An 18366-nucleotide genomic window follows, 5' to 3' on the forward strand; every position below is an offset into this window, starting at 1 on the left:
CTCACGTGCCCTCCACCCGTACCGGCAGCTGGGCACCAGCCCCCGGCAGCGCCGCCGCGAACTGGCGGAACGAGGCCGCGCCCTGATGGTCGTCGAACACCGCGTCGAACCCGGCCAGCAGCAGCTGCCCGGTCTCCTCCTCGGTGAGCGGCCCGCCGACGCCGAGCTTGCCGCCGATCACCACCGGCAGCGCCCGCAGCTCCTCGAACGCCCGCAGCCGCTGGACCACCCGCAGGCCGTCCTGGTAACCGTGGCCGTTGACGCTGCTCAGCACGAGCATCGCGGGACGGCGGCTCAGGCACTCGGACTCCAGCAGCTCGTCCGGCACGCACGCGCCGAGGTTCACCACGTCGAAGCCCAGCTCGCCGACCAGCAGCTCCAGGTACACCAGGTTCCAGGTGTGCGAATCCGAGGCCATGCTGCTGACGATCACCGTGCGGCGGTCCGGCACGGCCGCGATACTTCCGCCGTACGCGCGCATCTCTTCGCTCATGGGGAGACCTCGTAAACCCGCTGGTAGTCCAAACGCGACACCGAGACGACGTCCCCGCCGCGCACCACGACCTCCGTCGGGGCCGGGCGGCCGAGGAAGCTGATCAGGCTGGCGGTAACGCCGTACGCGCCGACGTTCGGCACCGTCACCACGTCGCCGGCCGACAGCTCGGGCACCTTGGCCGCCTTCGCCAGCGAGTCGCCGGGAGTACACAGTGGACCGACCAGGCTGCCGGTCAGCGGGGCCTCACCGTCGACGCCGATCGCGGCGGGCAGCAGCCGGCCGATGCCGGACAGACCGCCGAGCACGTTGATCCCGCCGTCAAGGATGACAAACCGCTGGCCGCGGCTCTCCTTGACGTTGACCACGCCGGCCAGCAGCGAGCCGCTGCTGCCGGACAGGTAACGGCCGGACTCGCAGGCCAGCTCCATGCCGCCGTCACGCCACTCGGGCAGGTACAGGTCGAGCAGCACTTCCAGCCCGGCGCGCAGCTTCGGGTAGTCGGTGCGCGGGCCCGGCACCGCGTACGGCGAGGAGAAACCACCGCCGATGTCCAGGAACTCCAGCGGCAGCCCGACTTCCTGGCGAAGCTGCGCGGCCGACTGCAACACGAACTCGTACTCGGCGAGCAGGCTGTCCTCGTCCTGCGCGTTGCTCATGGTGAAGAAGTGCGCGCCGACGACGCGAGTGCCGGGCACCGACTTGAGCGCTGGCATCAGCGAGGGCAGCGTCTCGGCGTCGATGCCGAACTGCGAGGGACGGCCCATCATCCGGATGCCGCTGGACGCGCTGCCCTGCGTGGTGTTGACGCGCAGCAGGCAGGACACCGTCACGCCGTGCTTCTCCGCCGCGGCGCCGACGTGCTGCAGGTCCGAAAGCGACTCGACGGAGAACATCCGGACGCCGGTGGCGATCGCGTGCTCCAGCTCGCCGTTCGTCTTGCCGGGCCCGGTGTAGAGGATCTCGCCCGGCTCGAAGCCGGCGGCGAGCGCGTTCGCCAGCTCGCCGGTGGAGCTGATCTCCGCGCGGCAGCCGCCGGAACGCAGCTCACGCGCGATCTCCGGGTGCGGGTTGGCCTTCAGCGCGTAGTACAGCTGGAAGCCTTCGGGCAGCAGGCCGAAGAGCTGGTCGCGGGACTCGGCGACCACGTCGAGGTCGTAGACGTAGGTGGGCGTGCCGAATTTCTCGGCCAGCGCCGGGTACTTGCTCATGCCTGGGCACCTTCCACCAGCAGGGCGAGTTCTTTGGTCGCGTTCTTGCCATGGGCCGTGAGCGGGAACTCGTCGACGACGTGGCACAGCGACGGGACCTTCTGCGGTTCCAGCCGCTGGGCCAGCTCCCGCAGGACCGTGGTCGGCGCGAGGTCGCTCTCCACGCAGATGGCCAGGTCCCGCGTCTCGCTCGGCGGGATCGCGCCGGCCGCGCGCACCCCGGGGATGTCCATCGCCGCGGCCTCGATCTCCAAAGTGGACATCCGGATGCCCTTGCGCTTGAACATGTCGTCGCGGCGGCCTTCGAAGTAGAGGTAGCCGTCGGCGTCCAGGCGGCCGTAGTCGCCGGTGTGCAGGCGGAGCCCGCCGGTGGCCTCGTCCGGCCGGAACGCGCGGGCGGTCAGCTCCGGCGCGCGCCAGTAGCCGGGCATCACGTGCGGGCCGGCCGCCACGATCTCGCCGATGTCGCCGGCCGGAAGCTCGGTGCCGTCGGCCGCCAGGATGTGCACGGACGTGCCAGGCAGCGGCAGCCCGGACGCGCCCGGACGTTCAGTGTCCTCTTCGGGCGGCATGATGGTGATCCGCTTGCACTCGGTCTGGCCGAACTGGCGGACCACGCGGGCGCCCGGGAAAGCGTTACGCAGCTTGGTGATGGTCGCGTCGGGCAGCGCGGCGCCGGTGTTGGTGAACAGGCGCACCGGCGCGGCGCCGGCCGTGTCGCGTTCGGCCAGGGTGGCGATCATCGTGGCGAGCGAAGGGACGATGGGGACCACCGTGGCGCCGACCTCGCGCATCCGCTGCAGCAGCCGCAGGTCGGATTCCGCGTCGGCGAGCACGATCTCGCTACGGCCGAGGGTGGCCAGCAGGACCTTGTAGAGGCCGTAGTCCCAGGACATCGGGAACCGGCAGAACACCACGTCGTCGCCGCGGTAGCCGAGCACGGCCTGGATCGCGCGGGCGGCGAAGGTGACCTGCCGGTGCGGGCCGATCACGCCCTTGGGCGCGGCGGTGCTGCCGGAGGTGTAGATGAGCACGGCGACGTCGTCGGGCGCCACCTCGGTCGGCTCGGCCCGTTCGCCGGCTCGGAACGCCGCGTCGATCTCATTCCACAGTGGACCGAACTCGGCGGGCGTGAGCACCAGCCGCGGCTCGGCGTTGGCCACCACGGAGTCGAAGTGGAACTTCTTCATCGCCGGGTTGATCGGCACGAACACCGCGCCCCGCCGGGTGGTCCCGTAGAACAGCGCGACCAGCTCGCGGTTGGTCGGCAGCTGCACGACCACGCGGTCGCCATGCCCCACCCCGCGACGGGCGAGCACGGCCTCCACCGCGCGGCTCCACTCCGCGACCTCCGCGTAGGTCCACGCGCCTTCACGGTCGCGCACCGCCGTGGCCCCCGCCGCGTCGGCCACTGCCTCGTCCAGCAGCGAAAACACCAGCGAACCGCCAGGAGAATCGTCCACCACTGCCACTCCCATGCTCTCGACGGGCCTGCCCCGGATGACTGCGTGCCGGCGCGGAAACTCCTCCCCCGACTTCGCAGAAAGCTAGCCGCGGCGGCTCGGCCGGCCACACCCCTAGCGGCCCCTAACCGACCTCCCGGGCGGGCACGCGAAAAAGGCCTGCCCTGCCGGGAAACCCAGGCAGAGCAGGCCTTTTCAGATTCGCTTCAGGCTAGCCGCGCACACCCGAGCGCCGGCGGCCGACGTGGTGCGCGATGGCGACGGCGATGCCCACCGCGACAACGGCTCCGGTCGCGACCGGACTCAGGAACTTCGACAGGCTCGGCGCACTGTTCGGCCCGATCAGCCAGACCGCCAGCGGCACGGCGTACGCCGCGGTGACCGCCGCCGTCCACCAACCCAGAGCACGCAGCCGGGCGTCCCGCAGGGTCCCGATCAACACGACCGCGATCGGGAGACCGGCCATCAAGGCGAACTGGCCGAGCACGAAAACCGGGACCAGCCAAGCCGCGATCAGCACGGTCAGCGAGGTACGGCGGACAGCGGCGGTGACGCGGTCGACGGTCGGGGTGGCGGTGGTCATCGTCTACTCCTGCGGGTCGGCGGCTGGCGCTTCTTGCGATAGTTAGAAGCTATAACACTCCCTTCCGGGAGGCAATAGGCAAAGTGAGATGTTCTAACTAGACGCGGCAACTCACCCCACCGGCACCGGACTCAGCAGCTCGGCCGCCACCCCCGCGAGCGCCTTGCGGTCGATCTTTCGGTTGGTGTTCAGCGGGAACTCGTCGACATGGCGGTAATGCCGCGGGATCACCCCCTCCGGCAGCACCTGCCGCAGCGCGCGGACCAGCTCGATGACCGGACGTTCCCCGCCGGTGTAGAAGACGAACAGCTCGGTGCCCGCGTCACCCGCGACGCCGAGGGCCACCGCGTCCAGCACGCCGCAGTCGCGCAGCGCGTGCTCCACCTCCGTCAGCTCGATGCGCCAGCCGAGCACCTGAACCTGCGAATCGAGCCGGCCGAGGTACGCCAGATCGGCCCCCTCGAGACGGCGGACGCGGTCGCCGGTGCGGTAGAAACGGCGGCCGTCACGGTCGAGGAAACGGCCGCGTTCGTCGGCGGGGTCGAGGTACCCCGGCGTCAGCTGCGCGCCGGCGATGGCCAGCTCACCCTCCTCGGCCTCCTCGACGTCACCCGGGCCGAGAAGCAGATAGTCGTGGCCCGCGTGCACTTCCCCGATCGGGACCACGCCGTTCACCGCGACCTCCGGCGTCACCTCGTCGTCCCACCGATAGCCCGCGACGGTGATGGTCAGTTCGGTGGGGCCGTACAGGTTCTCCGCGATCGCGTTCGGCGCCGCTATCCGCCAGTCCGCCGTGTCCCGCACGGTCAGCGCCTCGCCCGCGAAGAAGCTCCAGCGCAAGCCCGGCAGCGCGCCAGGGGTGAGCCCGCCGGTGCGGCGGACCAGATCGATCGCGCTCGGCGTGGAGAACCACACCGTCAGCCCGCGCTCGGCCGCGAACGCCGGCAGGTTCCGGTACGCCGTGCCGGGCAGCACCACCGCGGGCGCCCCCGCGCCCCAAGCGCAGAACAGGTCGAACATCGCGCAGTCGAAGTTCAGGTCGAAGGTCTGCGAGAACACGTCGTCCGGGGTGAAGTCGTACCGCTCGTCGAGCAGGCCGAAGTAGTGCTCGGTGGCGGCGTGGCCGATCCGGACCCCCTTGGGCCGCCCGGTGGAGCCGGAAGTGAACAGCACGTACGCGCTGTCGTCGGGACGCACCGGCCGCGGCGCCGTCAGCGCCTGGGACTCCCGCGGCCGCAGAACCGACGGCTGGTCACCGCATTCCGGCGCCAGCACGGTCAACGGCCGCGCCTCCGGCAGCAGGGTGAGGCCACGAGCGTCCGCCACCACCGCGTCCACTTCGGCCGCCTCGATCATCTGCGCGGTCCGGGCCGCCGGGAAGTCCGGGCGCAGCGGAACCACCGTCGCGCCGGCGTACAGCCCGGCCAGGATCCCGGCGTAAGCGGTGACGCCCTTGCCCGCCAGCACCCCTACGGTCCGGGCACCGGACTCGGCCAGCGCACCGCCCCACAGCAGCGCCAGCTCGTGCAGCCGGTCGTAGGTGACGGCCTGCTCACCCACGTGGACGGCCACGCCGCCGTCCGATCGTTCGAGGCCGCGCAGGAATCGCGAGTGCAGTCCGCCGGTGAAGCTCGTGTCCATCGTGGTCCTCCGCCAGTAATAGGGGTACTGATGCGTCGATCCGGGACGGCGACGCGAGGTAGAGTCCAAAACCGAACCGGGCGGTCGGTTTTATGCCTGGGAGATCCGAACCTAGTCATCCGGAGCAGCCATGTGGGACAGCACTTTCGACGAGACCCTTCGCACGTTCCTTCCGTTCCTGCCCGCCGAGGAGGCGCTGACCGCCGAAACCCCGCTGCGGGAGTACGGGCTCGACTCGCTCGCGACCGTCGAGCTGCTCGCCTTGCTGGAGCAGAACTACAACGTGCGCTTCGAGGACGACGCCCTGAACCTGGAAACGTTCGAGAACCCCGGCCGCCTGTGGGCGACCCTGACTGGCCTCCTGCCGCAGAGCGCGGACCAGCTCGATGGCCGGCCGCTCTCCGCCGAGCAGAAGCAGCCGGCTAGCTGACGCGCGAGGGACCCGCGCCCCGGCGGCGTGGCTGAAGGGCCATCCGCGGGTTCACGGTGACCACCTCGAACCGGCTCGTGGTGGCGCGGACCCGGCCGAACAAGGTGTCCGGTCCCGCCACCCAGAGCTTCCGGACGCCGAGCTGCTCCAAGGAGGACACGACATGCGGCCAGCGCAGCGGTTTGACGATGCTGTCCAGCAGCATCGTGCGCACCTGCTCGCCGGTGCGCAGGATCGAGCCGTCCTGGTCGGCGACGATGGGCAGCAGCGGGTCGTGGAAGTCGAGTCCACCGAGGACTTCGTCCTCCGCTTTGCGCCGCAGCGCCCCGAAAGCGCCCGAATGCAACGGTGGCCGCATCGTGTAGAGCGACAGCCCGCCGATGCTCCGGATCGTCTGCTTGAGCCAGTCGAGGTTCCGCTCGCGCAGCGAGACCATGTAGAAGTCGTGGTCGATGTAACACGAGATGTCGGACCACTCGCCGCGGCCTTCCAGCTCGGTGAGAGCGTCCTTGAGCTTCTCCTCCGGGGTGCGGACGAACGAGTGCGTGACCACGTCGGTGTGCTCGGTGGCGAAGAACTCGTTGAGGCAGCGGGCGAGTTCCGAGGTCATCCACACGGCGTCGGGGAAGGTCAGCGAGCCGGCGTACACACTGGCCGGCTTCTCGCCGAAGCTCGGCCCGGTGCAGTAGTCGGGGCTGAGCTCGTACTCCTGCTCGGCCCATTCGGCGAGGGCGAGACAGGTCAGCATGAAGCCGACCTGGGCGTACTCGGAGTAGTCGCCGTCGGCCTCGCGGAAGTTGTCGACCAGCGAGTAGCCCAGCCGGTCGTTCGCCTCCTTGATCAGCCGCCGGGCGAACGGGTTGATCAGCAGGAACTTCCCGAAGTCGGCGAACCGGCACGGGCTCATCCCGGGGAACACGACCGCCGATCCGGCCCGGTTGGCCTCATCCATGGCTGGCGACCTCTCGCTCGGCGGCCCGGAACGCGGGCTCGCAGGGGTGGACCTCTTGCAGGAAACTCAGCAGTACCTCCTGGAACCGCTCGGGCTCCTCGAGGTGCGGGACGTGACTGGAGTGCTCGAAAATCTCCCAGCGCACGTCGTGGATCCGGTCGAAGTACGGCTGGACGGTCACCGGGGTGGCCTCGTCGTGCCGGCCGGAAATGAGCAGGGTCGGTGCCTCGATGTCGTCGAGGTACTCGATCACGGAATAGTCCTTCAGCGTGCCCGAGACGGTGAACTCGCTCGGCCCGTTCATCGTGGCGTAGACGGTGTTGTCCTCCGCCATCTCCATGAACGAGGCGAGGTAGTCACTCGGCCACGGCAGCTCCCGGCACACGTGGCGGTCGTAGAACACCCGCATCAGGTCGAAGTACTCCTGCGAGCTGGTGGTGCCGGCCGCCTCGTGCGCCCGCAGCAGGGCGTCCACACCGGGCGGAAGCTGCGCGCGGAGCACGTCCATTTCCTGGCGCCACAACGGGTACGAGGCGGGCGAGTTGGCGATCACCAGCCCCCGCAGGCCGTCCGGGCGCTGCGCGGCGTGCCGGGCGACGACCAGCCCGCCCCACGACTGTCCATACAGGACGTAGTTGTCCTCGATGCCCAGCCGGTGCAGCAGGTTGTCCAGCTCGTCGGCGAACAGCCCCGGGGTCCAGAAGTCCGCGCCCCGGTCCGGCAGGTGCGTCGAACCGCCGCTGCCCAGCTGGTCGTAGTGCACCACCGGCCACCCGTGCCCGGCCAGCTCGCCGAGGTTGCGCAGGTAGTCGTGGGTGCTCCCGGGCCCGCCGTGGACCACGACCACGGTGGGCAGCTCGCCGCCGGCGACGCCGGTGACCCGATACCAGGTGCGGTACTCGCCGAAGGGAACCCAGCCCTTCGCGGTGGGTGCCACGGCCATGCTCATCACCTCTTCGTCTCCCTCGTCCGGCCGGGCCTCGGATGCTGGCGGCCGGATCCACCTTCATGTCTATCCGCCGCGCACGTGCCGTCACCAGCCCCTAAGGGGCATCTAAAGCGCGTCTAAGTACAACCACCTCCTTACTGCGCAACGGATCCCCAGCGGAAGGCCACAGCGGCGGAACAGGGGTGCGCGACCCCTAGCCGCCGCTTCCCGGGTCGGCCGGACGGCTCATCGGGACTACTTTTTTCCCTGTACCAGCAGTGGTTTTCCACCCGTGACATCGGAGAGTGCGGCCATGCGTGTTTTGCTGATGGTGTTTCCGACGAGGACGCACGTCTACAGCATGGCGCCGGTCGGCTGGGCGCTGGCCGCGGCCGGGCACGAGGTCCGCTTCGCCGGGCAGCGCAATCCGCGTGAGGTGGAGTCGTTCGCCGAGACCGGCCTCGACGCGATGTGGTTCGGCGGTGAGCTGGACATCGCGCGGCATCGCCAGCTCCAGGTCGACGGCAACAACGCGATGCAGGGCGACTTCCGCATCTCGGAGAGCCGGCCGGAGCGCTACACCGAAGAGTACGTGCGCAACGTCTACGAGCACTGGGTCGAGGTCTTCCGCTGGACCACCCCGGAGCCGCTGCTCGACGAGCTGGTCCGGTTCGCCCGGCAGTGGCAGCCGGACCTGATCGTCTGGGACCCGATGATCTACGCCGCGCCGATCCTCGCGCAGGCGATCGGCGTGCCGCACCTGAGGATGATGTACGCCGCCGACCAGACCGCGCGGATCGGCGCCCAGTACCGCGACCTGCGCGCGAGCCGGCCGCAGGACACGACGCCGGACCCGTTCGTGGAGTGGATGTCCGCGGCGGTCGGGCGGTTCGGCGCGGACTACGGCGAAGCCTTGCGCTACGGCGTGAAGACGATCGACTGCCACCCGTCCTACCTGCGCTACGAAGGCGTCGACGTGGACTACGTGCCGGCCCGGTTCGTCGCGCACAACAAGCCGATGGCGATCCCGCGGTGGGTCCTGGAGAGACCGCGGCGCCCGCGCGTGATGCTGACCCTGGGCATCTCGAACCGGCAGGTGCTCGGCGTCGAGGAGACGTCGGTGGCCGACCTGCTCGACGGCCTCGCGGACCTCGACGTCGAAGTGATCGCGACGCTCAACGCCGCGCAGCTGGCCACCGTGCCCAAGGTCCCGGACAACGTGCGCGCCGTCGACTTCGTGCCGATGAACGAGCTGCTCGCGACCTGTTCGGCGATCGTGCACCAGGGCGGCGGCGCGACGATCGGCAACGCCGTGGTCAACGGCGTCCCGCAGCTCGTGATCCCCGGCACCACCTGGAGCGAGCGGGTCTCGGCGGTCGCGCAAGTCAAGCGCGGCAACGGATTGCTGGTGGACCTGGAGGACGTCACGCCGGGCTCGGTGCGCGAAGGGATCCAGCGGCTGCTGGAGGAGCCGGGCTTCCGCGAGAGCGCGCTCGAGGTGCGCGATGAGATGCTGGCCACGCCTGCCCTGGACGAGCTGGTGCCGGAGTTCGAACGGATCGCGCGATGCCGGTGACGCAGCGGCCGCACGCGATCCGGACCATCGGGTTCCTGCTCGCGAGCTTCCCGATGCGGCTGCTGGCGTTCATCCTGACGCTGGTGTCGATGGTGCTCGGCATCGCGACCACCATGCTGTGGGTCGGCATCCCGATCCTCATCACCGCCACCTCCGTGGTGCGCGGTTTCACCGGCCTCGAACGCCGCTGGGTGCACAGCATGCTCGGCATCGAAGTCGCCGAGCCCCTGCGCCGCCCGCACGGGAACGGGTTGCTCCAGACCTGGCAGACCCGGCTCGTCGACCCGGTCACCTGGCGTGAGCTGGTGTTCGTGCTGATGGCGCTGCCACTGGGCATCGTCGAGTTCGTGGCCGGGATCGTCTCGGTGGCGGTGCCGCCCTTCGGCATCTTCGTCGCGCCGCGGATCGGGGCGATGCACGGCGCGCTCTCGCTGTCGATGCTCGGCCCGGACCGGACCGCGCAGCTGGAGGCGCGCACGCGCCAGCTCAAGGATTCCCGCGCCCGCGGGGTCGACGCCGTGGAGGCCGAGCGCCGGCGCATCGAACGAGATCTGCACGACGGCGCGCAGCAGCGGCTGGTGGCCGTCGCGATGAGCCTGGGGCGGGCGCGGCTGAAGCTCGACACCGACAACCAGGCGGACGTGCGCGAACTCATCGGCGCCGCGCACAGTGACGCCAAGCTCGCCGTGTCCGAGCTGCGGGACCTCGCGCGCGGGATCTATCCGCCGGTGCTGCAGGACCGCGGCCTCGACGCGGCGCTGTCCTCGCTCACCGCGCGCATGCCGATCCACGTGGACGTCGAGGTGACGGTGGAGCCGCGGCCGCCCGCCCCGGTGGAGACCACGACCTACTTCATCGTCAGCGAAACGCTCACCAACATCACCAAGCACGCGGGCGCGGACCGGGCCTCGGTCCGGGTCACCCGCGACGCCGACACCGTGGTCGTCGAGATCATGGACAACGGCCACGGCGGCGCCTCGGTGCGCCCCGGCGGCGGGCTGGCCGGGCTGGCCGACCGCGCCGCCACGATCGACGGGGTGCTCACCGTGGTCAGCCCCGTGGGCGGGCCGACGGTGGTGCGCGCCGACCTGCCCGTCCGATGGTGAGTTCCGGCTCTGTTCCAACCCGTTCGGCGAACCCCCTGAGGAGCACCCCATGCGCGTCGTGATCGCCGAAGACTCCGTGCTGCTGCGCGCGGGCGTGCAGAGCCTGCTCGCCGACGTCGGCATCGAGACCGCCGCCGCCGTGGACAACGGCGACGACATGCTGGTCGCCATCCGCGAGCACCACCCGGACCTGGTGATCGCCGACGTCCGCATGCCGCCGACCTTCACCGACGAGGGCCTGCGCGCGGCCTTGGCGGCCCGTAAGGAGATCCCGGGCCTGCCGGTGCTGGTGGTCTCGCAGTACGTCGAGGGCAGCTACGCGGTCGACCTGATCGCCGAGGGCACCTCCGGCGTGGGCTATCTGCTGAAGGAGCGCGTCGCCGACGTGGCCGACTTCCTGGAGTCCGTCCGCCGCGTGGCCGGCGGCGGCTCCGCGATCGACCCGGACGTGGTCGCCCAGATGCTGTCGCGCAGCAAGGACCCGCTCGACGCGCTCACCGCCCGCGAGACCGAGGTGCTCGGCCTGATGGCCCAGGGCCTGTCCAACGCCGCGATCGCCAAATCGCTGGTGGTGACCCAGGGCGCGGTGGAGAACCACATCAGCAACATCTTCGCCAAACTCGGCCTGGAAGCGAGCCGCGACGAGAACCGCCGGATCCGGGCCGTGCTCACCTATTTGGACAGCACTGCCGTGCGTGCGTGATTGACTGTCGAGAACGGCCGGCCGACTCCGTCCCAGGGGCAGCCGCGGCCACCAGGGCCGTACGACAGGAAGGACCGCCGCCATGGCCGTCGCCGAAGACCTCGACCGCGCCACCGACTCGACCGACCCGGCCTGGGACTGGGTCGCCGGGCAGACCCGCACTTATCTGGCTTCCGGCGGCACCGAGGGCCACGAGTCCAACGGCGTGTACACGCTGGTGCTCGCCACCACCGGCCGCCGGACCGGCGAGCCGCGGCGCACCTGCCTGATCTACGGCACCTCCGGTGACGACCTCGTGGTCGTCGCGTCCAAGGGCGGGGCCGACGAGGACCCGGAGTGGTTCAAGAACCTCCAGGCCGAGCCGAGCGTCGCGGTGCAGGCCGGCACCCGCCGGTTCACCGCGCGCGCCCGCGTCGCCTCGCCGGACGAGCGCGGTCCGCTGTGGGCGCTGATGGCGCGGATCTTCCCGCTGTACGAGGAGTACGCGCAGAAGACCGAGCGCGTGATCCCGGTCGTCCTGCTCACACCGCAGGACTGACCGGCTCAGCGCGCCGCGCGCCAGCTCGTCGCCACCTGGAACGGGCGCGGGCGCGGGACCACGACCGGCGGAACCGGCGTGGCCACGGTCCGGTCCGCGGCGGCAGCCCCGGCCGCGGACAGGACCGCGACCAGCGCCGCCAGCTCGGCGTCGTCCGGGGAACCGCGCACGATGCGCACCTCGGGCGCGCCCATCAGACGGGCGGGTTCCCGTGCTTGCGCGCCGGGATGTCGGCGTGCTTGGTACGCAGCATGGCGAGCGCGCGGATCAGCAGCGACCGCGTCTCGGCCGGCTCGATCACGTCGTCCACGAGACCGCGTTCGGCCGCGTAGTACGGGTGCATCAGCTCGGTCCGGTACTCCTTGATCTTGAGGCGCCGCACGGCTTCCGGGTCGTCGGCGGCCTTGATCTCGCGGCGGAAGATCACGTTGGCCGCGCCCTCGGCGCCCATCACCGCGATCTCGTTCGTCGGCCAGGCCAGTGAGACGTCCGTGCCGATCGAGCGCGAGTCCATCACGATGTACGCGCCGCCGTAGGCCTTGCGCAGGATCAGCTGAACCCGCGGCACCGTGGCGTTGCAGTAGGCGTACAGCAGCTTCGCGCCATGGCGGATGATGCCGCCGTGCTCCTGGTCGACGCCGGGCAGGAAGCCGGGCACGTCCACCAGCGTCACGAGCGGGATGTTGAACGCGTCGCAGGTCTGCACGAACCGCGCGGCCTTCTCGCTGGCCTCGATGTCGAGCACCCCGGCCAGCATCGCGGGCTGGTTCGCGACGATGCCGACCACGTGCCCGTCCATCCGGGCCAGCGCGCACACCACGTTCCTCGCCCAGCCGGCGTGCACCTGGAGGAACTCGCCGTCGTCGACGATCTCTTCGAGCACGCTGCACATGTCGTACGCGCGGCTCGAGTCGGTGGGCACCAGTTCGAGCAGGCGGTCGGTGCGGCGCTCGGCCGGATCGTCGGTCGGCGCGTGCGGCGGGGCCTCGTTGTTGTTGGACGGCAACAGGGAAAGCAGGTAGCGCACGTCCTCGAGGCAGCTCGGCTCGTCGTCGTAGACGAACGCGGCCACGCCGGAAGTGGCGGCGTGCACGTCGGCGCCGCCGAGGCCGTTCTGCGTGATCTCCTCGCCGGTCACGGCCTGCACGACGTCCGGGCCGGTGATGAACATCTGCGAGGTTTCGCGGACCATGAACACGAAGTCCGTCAACGCCGGCGAGTACGCCGCGCCGCCCGCGCACGGGCCGAGCATCACGGAGATCTGCGGGATCACCCCGGAGCACCGGGTGTTGCGCTGGAAGATGCCGCCGTAACCGGCGAGCGCGGTCACGCCCTCCTGGATCCGGGTACCGGCACCGTCGTTCAGCGAGACCAGCGGGGCGCCCGCGGCCTCGGCCAGATCCATCACCTTGTGGATCTTCTGCGCGTGCGCCTCACCGAGCGCGCCGCCGAAGATGCGGAAGTCGTGGGCGTAGACGAACACCGTCCGGCCGTGCACGGTGCCCCAGCCGCAGACCACACCGTCGGAGTACGGGCGGCGGTGCTCCAGCCCGAACCCGGTGGCGCGGTGGCGGCGCAGGGCTTCGATCTCGGTGAACGTGCCGGGGTCGAGCAGCAGCTCGATGCGCTCGTGGGCGGTCAGCTTGCCGCGTTCGTGCTGCCGGACTGTCGCGGCGTCGTCGGGCCCGCGCCGCGCCTCTTCCTTGATCTCGCGCAGCTCCACGAGCCGGTTCCCGAACGCTCCGTCCACCGCCAGTGCCTCAGACATGCGCCCGCCCCTTGTCGACAAGCCGATCCGTCAGGTACCGCAGGATCACGTCCTGGTGCCGGGTCAGGAAGAAGTGCCCGCCGGCCAGCGGCACCAGCTCGAAGTCCGCGGTGGTGTGCGCGGCCCACGAGGCGACCTCGTCCACGGACGCCACCGGGTCGTCGGTCCCGGTGAACGCCACCACCGGCGTCGACAGGGGTGTGCTCGCGGTGTCGCGGTAGGTCTCGACCGCGCGATAGTCGTTGCGCACCACCGGCAGGATCATCCGGACCACGTCCTCGTCGCCCAGCAGGTCCATCTCGGTGCCGCTCAGCCGGCGCAGTTCGGCGAGGACGCCGTCGTCGGTCCGGGTGTGCACACTTTCGTCGCGCTGCCGCGAGGGCGCGCGCCGCCCGGAGACGAACAGCGCCTCCGCGGGAGTGCCCGCCTCTTCCAGCCGGCGCGCCACCTCGTAGGCGACCATCGCGCCCATGCTGTGCCCGAACAGCGCCAGCGGCCGGCCGTCCTTGCCGCGCAACAACTCGGCGACCCGGTCGGCGATCGCGCCGATGCTGGTCAGGAACGGCTCGTGCCGCCGGTCCTGCCGCCCCGGGTACTGCACGCCGAACACCTCGACGTCCGGCGCGAGCGACTTCGAAACGGGGAAGTAGAACGTGGCCGAGCCACCGGCGTGCGGCAGGCACACCAGCCTGGTCCTGGCTTCGGGCGAGGGGTGGAACCGGCGGAACCAGTTCTCCTCGGCGTCCTCGGAACTTCCGGCCATGTTGTCCCACCGCCTGTTCGTCTCACGGACCAGGGACACGACAACCACCCCCGGCGCCTTCCCGACAAACCACGCTAGCCCGGCGCGGCGCGGCGGAACGACCCCTAACGGCCCCTAGGCGGCACACTCCACTGTGGACTGTTTCGGCGGTGGTCCACAGCTCCGGCGTGACTTCGGGCAATCCCGGAGACAAAACGGTCACAACCGGGCAAGATCGGCACCATGACTCCGACCTTCGTGCTCGTCCACGGCTCCAACGGCAACGGCCAGTACTACGCCCCGCTACAGCGGGAGCTGGCGCTGCTCGGCCACCGTTCGCTGGCCGTCGACCTGCCCGGGCACGGGAACGGCGGCGGGTTCTCGGCGGCGTTCCAAGCCCAGGACCAGGCGGCCTTCGCCGAAGAGCCGTCGCCGCTGGCCGGCGTCACGCACGCCGACGGGGTCGCGCACGTGATCGACGTCGTCCGGCGGGCCCGCGAGCACGGGCCGGTGGTGCTGGCCGGGCACAGCCGCGGCGGGTTCATGCTGACGAGCGTCGCCAACGCGGTGCCGGAACTGCTCGAACGCATCGTCTACGTGTCGGCCTGGTGCTGCGTGGACAGCACGGCGGGCGAGTACCTGGCCAGCCCGGAGAACGCGTCGAGCGCGCTGATGGACGTCGCGGGCCTCGTGGCCGGGGACCCGGCGAAGGTCGGCGCGTTGCGGATGAACTGGCGGACCACCGACCCGGCGCTGCTGGCCACGCTGAAGCGCGCGTTGCTCGCCGACGGCACGGACAGCGAGTTCTACGCCTTCCTCGCCACCCTCGAACCGGACGAGTGCCTCGACGCGGGCAGCGACCGCGCCGAAGCGGACACCTGGGGCCGCGTGCCGCACAGCTACGTGCGGCTGACCGGCGACCAGAGCATCCCGGTCGCGCTGCAGGACCGGTTCGTCGCGGAGGCCGACGCGCTCACCCCCGCCAACCCGTTCGACGTGCACTCCCTCGACAGCGGCCACCTGCGCGCGCTGCTGCGGCCGTCCGAGCTGGCGGGGATCCTGGCCGAGAGCGTCACACGCCGGTCGACGAGCCCGGCCGGATGATCATCAGCACGGTCACCACGGCCCACAGCAGGTTGAACACCCCGGTGACCATGCCCAGCCGGGCCGCGAGGCGGGTGTCGACGGCGGTCGCGACCCCGCCGGCGGCCTCGGCTTCGGGCTCGGCCAGCGCCGTGCGCTGCCCCGGCAGGACCAGCAGCACCAGCACGGCCGCCGCGACGGCCGTCAGCCCGATGGACACCAGCACCCAGGTGTCGCCGGTGACGTGCATGGTGCCCGCGACCGCGAACCCGAACAGGGGCACCGCGATCCCCACCCACGCGTAAACCCGGCAGATTCGGTGAAGCAGCCGCAGCGTGCCGGTGTCGCCGCGCTTGAGGGCGGCGGGGAACATGCTGGCGGCCACGGCCACGGGCCCGACGGCGAGGATCGCCGCCAGCACGTGGATCGACAGGAAGACTTTGCTCACGAACGATCACGCTAGCCCCGCCGCCGGCCCGCCCGGAACCGGCTCGTTCGCCTCGTTCCGCCGGATTCTCGCCACCGGCCCCGGAAAACGGCCGTCCGATCAGGACTCGGCGGATCCCGGCACCCGGACGGCGGAGAAGATCAGCTCCCGCCGGAGCCGGAACCCGAGCGATTCGTACAGCCGGATGGCGTGGACGTTGGACGCCGCCGCGTGCAGGAACGGTGTCTCGCCCCGAGCCCGGATCCCGGCGCCGACCGCGCGCACGAGCCGGGCCGCCAGCCCGCGGCCGCGGAACGCCGGGTCGGTGCAGACCGCGCTGATCTCGGTCCAGCCGGGCGGATGCAGCCGCTCCCCCGCCATGGCGATCAGGGCGCCCTCGTGCCGGATGCCCAGATAGGTGCCCAGCAGCACGGTCCGCGGCAGGAACGGCCCGGGCTGCGTCTTGGCGACGAGGTCGAGCATCTCCGGCACGTCGTCTTCGCCCAGCCGTACCGCGCCGGAATCGTCGCCGGTCACCAGCCCCGAGCCGTCCAGCTGGACGCCCTGGGTGTCGTTCAGCCGCGTCCACCCCTCCGGCGGCGCGCCCGCGCCACCGACGATCACCACCGTCGCGCCGGGCCCGGCCAGGTCGGCGATGTCCTGCCAGAGGTGCTCGTCCGGATCGTCGGGGACGGCGAGGAACGGGCTGACGTCCACGGGGTACCGCAGCACCTGGCCCTTCTGCTCGGCGAAGTGCGCGTGTGGCCCCGAGAGGGCCGCCCACGCCGGGTTGTCCAGCGGCGACGTGCTCATCCTGCCTGCCATTCCGTGATCGGGATCCCGACCCAGGATGCGTTCGGCGAGACGTCCGCCGCCAGCGAATCCCACATGGTGAATCACCGTGTGACAAGCGCCTCGGAGTACGGCTTCATCGCCGGGTAGTAGTCGTCGAAGGACACCGCGGGCGCGTCTTCGCGGGCGGCGACCAGCAGGTCCAGGTAGTACTCCCAGCCGGGGCCGATCTCGCCGACGCCGTCGGTCCCGTCGGTCCCGTCGAGATGGTGTACCAGGCTCAGCTCGGTGCCACCGTCCACTTCGGACAGAGCAGCTCCAGCCATCACCCGCTTTCCCCCTTCGCCGCGGAAGCGTCAGCGCAATCGCAAAACGGTCGAAACGGTCCGGACGCGTTCCTCCTCGTCGCCGACCGGGCTGATCACCAGCTCGGTGACGCCGACGTCGGCGAACCGCCGCAGCTCGGCGGCCACCTCCCGCTCGGAACCGGCCACCACCGTGTCCTCCGGCCCGGATTTCCCTTGCGCCGCAAGCACTCGCCGGTAGCTGGCGAACGCACCGGCCTGGCCGAAGCGCGTGGCGATGTCCGCACGGACGCGGCCGGGATCGCTGGTCACGCTGGCCATCACCGTCGCCACCACGCGGGGCGACGGCCGTCCCGCCTCGCGCGCGGCCGCGGTCACCTTCGGCACGATGTCGTCGCCCAGCAGATCGGCGCCGGTCCACACGGTCACCGTGCCGTCCGCCAGCTCGCCGGCCAGGCGCAGCATCACCGGCCCGAGCGCGGACACCAGCACCGACGGCGCCTCGGCTCCCGGCACGTCGACGGTCCCGGCGGCGGCCAGCGTCTCGCCGCGGAAGTCGACAGTCTCGCCCCGCAGCAAGGGTTGCAGCACCTGGAGGTACTCGCGGATGTGCCGGGCCGGGCGGTCGTAGGACAGGCCGTACTGGCCTTCGATGACCTCCCGGTGGCTCGGCCCGATCCCCAGCGTCAGCCGCCCGCCGACAGCCGCCTGCACGGTCAGCGCCTGGCCCGCCAGCGCGAGCGGATGGCTCGCGAAAGTGCGCACTACTGCCGTGCCGAGGCCGATCCGAGGCACGCGCTGCCCGACGAGCCCCGCGAGCGTGAGCGCGTCCCACGAAGTCAGCTGCGGCAGGAACACGCTGTCCAGCCCCAGGCGCTCGGCCGCCGCGGCCTCTTCGACCACGGCGTCGAGCCCCTGCGGACGAGCGGAGTAAAGCCCGATCTTCACGACTGCCCCCAAACGGAATCCTGAATTCACCTTGTGCCGACGACCCTACACTAAGCTGAACGCGTAATTCCGCTTACTGGGAAGGGGCTGGTCATGCGGGCGGACGCGGTGCGCAACCGCGAACGGATCGTCACGAGCGCCGTGCGGCTGTTCGCCGAGCGCGGTCCCGACGTGCAGATGTGCGAGATCGCCGCGGCGGCGGGCCTGGGCGTCGGCACGCTTTACCGGCACTTCCCGGACCGTCAGGCGCTCGCGCTGGAGATCGGCGTGAGTGCGCTGCGCGAGATGACGGAGTTCGCCGGAGCCGCGCGTGAACGCGAGGACTCGGCGTGGGACGAACTGCAGGCGATCGTCCGGCATTGTGCGACTTTGCCGCTGGCGCTGGCGAAGTCGCTTTCGGAGCTGGTGCCGGAGGAGGCCGGGCTGGCCGAGCTGGAACGCTCCGTCGACGACCTGCTGGCCGACCTCGTCGAGCGGGCCCAGAAGGAAGGCGCGCTGCGGACGGACGTCCCACCGCGCGAGGTGGTGCGACTGCTGAGCGTGGTGGTCTGCCGCCCGGGCGCGCGCGCCGACGATTACCTGACCGTCGTGATGCTCGACGGACTCCGTGCGGATTGAGGACCGCAGCTGTCCTGATGGCGGATTAGCTTACGAGCACACCGTCGAAAGGAATCCCG

The 18366-nt window shown here is 70.9% G+C and carries 21 protein-coding genes; 7 read left to right on the forward strand and 14 right to left on the reverse strand.

The features are described from left to right. Window position 1 precedes the first annotated feature (1 nt). The 5 genes from OG371_RS05485 to OG371_RS05505 form a co-directional block, all read right to left on the reverse strand. A complete protein-coding gene (locus OG371_RS05485) occupies window positions 2-493 on the reverse strand; it encodes a cobalamin B12-binding domain-containing protein (protein ID WP_329066187.1) in 492 nt (163 codons plus the stop codon). Continuing rightward, window positions 490-1704, reverse strand: a complete 1215-nt coding sequence (locus OG371_RS05490; RefSeq protein ID WP_329066189.1) for a type III PLP-dependent enzyme — start codon at window positions 1702-1704, stop codon at window positions 490-492. The genes OG371_RS05485 and OG371_RS05490 overlap by 4 nt, the downstream gene beginning before the upstream one ends. Then, the gene (locus tag OG371_RS05495; protein WP_329066190.1) at window positions 1701-3167 is read right to left on the reverse strand and encodes an AMP-binding protein; all 1467 of its coding nucleotides are present in this window, start codon (window positions 3165-3167) and stop codon (window positions 1701-1703) included. The genes OG371_RS05490 and OG371_RS05495 overlap by 4 nt, the downstream gene beginning before the upstream one ends. Before the next feature lie 211 nt (window positions 3168-3378). Further along, entirely contained in the window at window positions 3379-3750 is a 372-nt protein-coding gene (locus tag OG371_RS05500; protein WP_329066192.1) for a hypothetical protein, read from the reverse strand. Between the two features lie 111 nt (window positions 3751-3861). Beyond that, a complete protein-coding gene (locus tag OG371_RS05505; RefSeq protein ID WP_329066195.1) occupies window positions 3862-5391 on the reverse strand; it encodes an AMP-binding protein in 1530 nt (509 codons plus the stop codon). 130 nt (window positions 5392-5521) lie between these two features. Here OG371_RS05505 and OG371_RS05510 point away from each other — a divergent pair, with 130 nt between their 5' ends. Continuing rightward, window positions 5522-5821, forward strand: coding sequence for an acyl carrier protein (locus tag OG371_RS05510; protein ID WP_329066197.1), 300 nt, complete (start codon window positions 5522-5524; stop codon window positions 5819-5821). Here the strand turns inward: OG371_RS05510 and OG371_RS05515 are convergent. Together OG371_RS05515 and OG371_RS05520 are read right to left on the reverse strand one after the other, a co-directional pair. Then, window positions 5814-6773, reverse strand: a complete 960-nt coding sequence (locus tag OG371_RS05515) for an ACP S-malonyltransferase (RefSeq protein WP_329066199.1) — start codon at window positions 6771-6773, stop codon at window positions 5814-5816. The genes OG371_RS05510 and OG371_RS05515 overlap by 8 nt on opposite strands. Beyond that, complete coding sequence (locus tag OG371_RS05520) at window positions 6766-7716, reverse strand: proline iminopeptidase-family hydrolase (protein WP_329066202.1); 951 nt, start codon at window positions 7714-7716, stop codon at window positions 6766-6768. The genes OG371_RS05515 and OG371_RS05520 overlap by 8 nt, the downstream gene beginning before the upstream one ends. 298 nt (window positions 7717-8014) lie before the next feature. On the opposite strand from OG371_RS05520, the gene OG371_RS05525 reads away from it, so the two are divergent. From OG371_RS05525 to OG371_RS05540, 4 genes are all read left to right on the forward strand, one after another. After that, on the forward strand, window positions 8015-9277 hold the full coding sequence (locus tag OG371_RS05525; RefSeq protein WP_329066204.1) for a nucleotide disphospho-sugar-binding domain-containing protein: 1263 nt from the start codon (window positions 8015-8017) through the stop codon (window positions 9275-9277). Beyond that, window positions 9268-10383 carry a sensor histidine kinase gene (locus OG371_RS05530; protein WP_329066206.1) on the forward strand — a complete coding sequence of 372 codons (1116 nt, stop codon included), beginning with the start codon at window positions 9268-9270 and terminating at the stop codon, window positions 10381-10383. The genes OG371_RS05525 and OG371_RS05530 overlap by 10 nt, the downstream gene beginning before the upstream one ends. Before the next feature lie 49 nt (window positions 10384-10432). After that, window positions 10433-11086: a response regulator transcription factor gene (locus OG371_RS05535; RefSeq protein WP_329066208.1), complete on the forward strand. Its 654-nt coding sequence runs from the start codon at window positions 10433-10435 to the stop codon at window positions 11084-11086. A gap of 82 nt (window positions 11087-11168) precedes the next feature. Then, window positions 11169-11624, forward strand: a complete 456-nt coding sequence (locus OG371_RS05540) for a nitroreductase family deazaflavin-dependent oxidoreductase (protein ID WP_329066210.1) — start codon at window positions 11169-11171, stop codon at window positions 11622-11624. A 5-nt stretch (window positions 11625-11629) separates the two neighbouring features. Here OG371_RS05540 and OG371_RS05545 read toward each other — a convergent pair whose 3' ends face one another. The 3 genes from OG371_RS05545 to OG371_RS05555 are packed head-to-tail and all read right to left on the reverse strand — an operon-like array spanning window position 11630 to window position 14155. Beyond that, window positions 11630-11818 carry an acyl-CoA carboxylase epsilon subunit gene (locus OG371_RS05545; protein WP_329066212.1) on the reverse strand — a complete coding sequence of 63 codons (189 nt, stop codon included), beginning with the start codon at window positions 11816-11818 and terminating at the stop codon, window positions 11630-11632. Further along, window positions 11818-13392: an acyl-CoA carboxylase subunit beta gene (locus tag OG371_RS05550; protein WP_329066214.1), complete on the reverse strand. Its 1575-nt coding sequence runs from the start codon at window positions 13390-13392 to the stop codon at window positions 11818-11820. The genes OG371_RS05545 and OG371_RS05550 overlap by 1 nt, the downstream gene beginning before the upstream one ends. After that, window positions 13385-14155 carry a thioesterase II family protein gene (locus OG371_RS05555; RefSeq protein WP_329066216.1) on the reverse strand — a complete coding sequence of 257 codons (771 nt, stop codon included), beginning with the start codon at window positions 14153-14155 and terminating at the stop codon, window positions 13385-13387. Before OG371_RS05555 ends, OG371_RS05550 begins: the two co-directional genes overlap by 8 nt. Window positions 14156-14377: 222 nt before the next feature. Between OG371_RS05555 and OG371_RS05560 the strand changes: the two genes are divergently transcribed. Further along, complete coding sequence (locus OG371_RS05560) at window positions 14378-15238, forward strand: alpha/beta hydrolase (RefSeq protein ID WP_329066218.1); 861 nt, start codon at window positions 14378-14380, stop codon at window positions 15236-15238. On the opposite strand, the gene OG371_RS05565 is transcribed toward OG371_RS05560, so the two are convergent. From OG371_RS05565 to OG371_RS05580, 4 genes are all read right to left on the reverse strand, one after another. Further along, window positions 15207-15665, reverse strand: a complete 459-nt coding sequence (locus OG371_RS05565; RefSeq protein WP_329066220.1) for a DUF2269 family protein — start codon at window positions 15663-15665, stop codon at window positions 15207-15209. The two genes, OG371_RS05560 and OG371_RS05565, sit on opposite strands and share 32 nt — an antisense overlap. A 99-nt stretch (window positions 15666-15764) precedes the next feature. Beyond that, window positions 15765-16457 carry a GNAT family N-acetyltransferase gene (locus OG371_RS05570; protein WP_329066221.1) on the reverse strand — a complete coding sequence of 231 codons (693 nt, stop codon included), beginning with the start codon at window positions 16455-16457 and terminating at the stop codon, window positions 15765-15767. Window positions 16458-16540: 83 nt separating this feature from the next. Beyond that, window positions 16541-16762, reverse strand: a complete 222-nt coding sequence (locus OG371_RS05575) for a hypothetical protein (RefSeq protein WP_329066222.1) — start codon at window positions 16760-16762, stop codon at window positions 16541-16543. 30 nt (window positions 16763-16792) lie between these two features. Next, on the reverse strand, window positions 16793-17689 hold the full coding sequence (locus tag OG371_RS05580) for a TIGR03564 family F420-dependent LLM class oxidoreductase (RefSeq protein ID WP_329066224.1): 897 nt from the start codon (window positions 17687-17689) through the stop codon (window positions 16793-16795). Window positions 17690-17782: 93 nt separating this feature from the next. Here OG371_RS05580 and OG371_RS05585 point away from each other — a divergent pair, with 93 nt between their 5' ends. Continuing rightward, a complete protein-coding gene (locus tag OG371_RS05585; protein ID WP_329066226.1) occupies window positions 17783-18307 on the forward strand; it encodes a TetR/AcrR family transcriptional regulator in 525 nt (174 codons plus the stop codon). Window positions 18308-18366 lie beyond the last annotated feature (59 nt).

Source organism: Amycolatopsis sp. NBC_01480, assembly GCF_036227205.1.
GTDB lineage: Bacteria > Actinomycetota > Actinomycetes > Mycobacteriales > Pseudonocardiaceae > Amycolatopsis.

Coding starts and splice junctions, on each gene's coding strand:
- OG371_RS05485 (WP_329066187.1), bottom strand. CDS start 493: ATGAGCGAAGAGATGCGCGCGTACGGCGGAAGTATCGCGGCCGTGCCG.
- OG371_RS05490 (WP_329066189.1), bottom strand. CDS start 1,704: ATGAGCAAGTACCCGGCGCTGGCCGAGAAATTCGGCACGCCCACCTAC.
- OG371_RS05500 (WP_329066192.1), bottom strand. CDS start 3,750: ATGACCACCGCCACCCCGACCGTCGACCGCGTCACCGCCGCTGTCCGC.
- OG371_RS05505 (WP_329066195.1), bottom strand. CDS start 5,391: ATGGACACGAGCTTCACCGGCGGACTGCACTCGCGATTCCTGCGCGGC.
- OG371_RS05510 (WP_329066197.1), top strand. CDS start 5,522: ATGTGGGACAGCACTTTCGACGAGACCCTTCGCACGTTCCTTCCGTTC.
- OG371_RS05515 (WP_329066199.1), bottom strand. CDS start 6,773: ATGGATGAGGCCAACCGGGCCGGATCGGCGGTCGTGTTCCCCGGGATG.
- OG371_RS05520 (WP_329066202.1), bottom strand. CDS start 7,716: ATGGCCGTGGCACCCACCGCGAAGGGCTGGGTTCCCTTCGGCGAGTAC.
- OG371_RS05525 (WP_329066204.1), top strand. CDS start 8,015: ATGCGTGTTTTGCTGATGGTGTTTCCGACGAGGACGCACGTCTACAGC.
- OG371_RS05530 (WP_329066206.1), top strand. CDS start 9,268: ATGCCGGTGACGCAGCGGCCGCACGCGATCCGGACCATCGGGTTCCTG.
- OG371_RS05535 (WP_329066208.1), top strand. CDS start 10,433: ATGCGCGTCGTGATCGCCGAAGACTCCGTGCTGCTGCGCGCGGGCGTG.
- OG371_RS05540 (WP_329066210.1), top strand. CDS start 11,169: ATGGCCGTCGCCGAAGACCTCGACCGCGCCACCGACTCGACCGACCCG.
- OG371_RS05545 (WP_329066212.1), bottom strand. CDS start 11,818: ATGGGCGCGCCCGAGGTGCGCATCGTGCGCGGTTCCCCGGACGACGCC.
- OG371_RS05550 (WP_329066214.1), bottom strand. CDS start 13,392: ATGTCTGAGGCACTGGCGGTGGACGGAGCGTTCGGGAACCGGCTCGTG.
- OG371_RS05555 (WP_329066216.1), bottom strand. CDS start 14,155: ATGGCCGGAAGTTCCGAGGACGCCGAGGAGAACTGGTTCCGCCGGTTC.
- OG371_RS05560 (WP_329066218.1), top strand. CDS start 14,378: ATGACTCCGACCTTCGTGCTCGTCCACGGCTCCAACGGCAACGGCCAG.
- OG371_RS05570 (WP_329066221.1), bottom strand. CDS start 16,457: ATGAGCACGTCGCCGCTGGACAACCCGGCGTGGGCGGCCCTCTCGGGG.
- OG371_RS05575 (WP_329066222.1), bottom strand. CDS start 16,762: ATGGCTGGAGCTGCTCTGTCCGAAGTGGACGGTGGCACCGAGCTGAGC.
- OG371_RS05585 (WP_329066226.1), top strand. CDS start 17,783: ATGCGGGCGGACGCGGTGCGCAACCGCGAACGGATCGTCACGAGCGCC.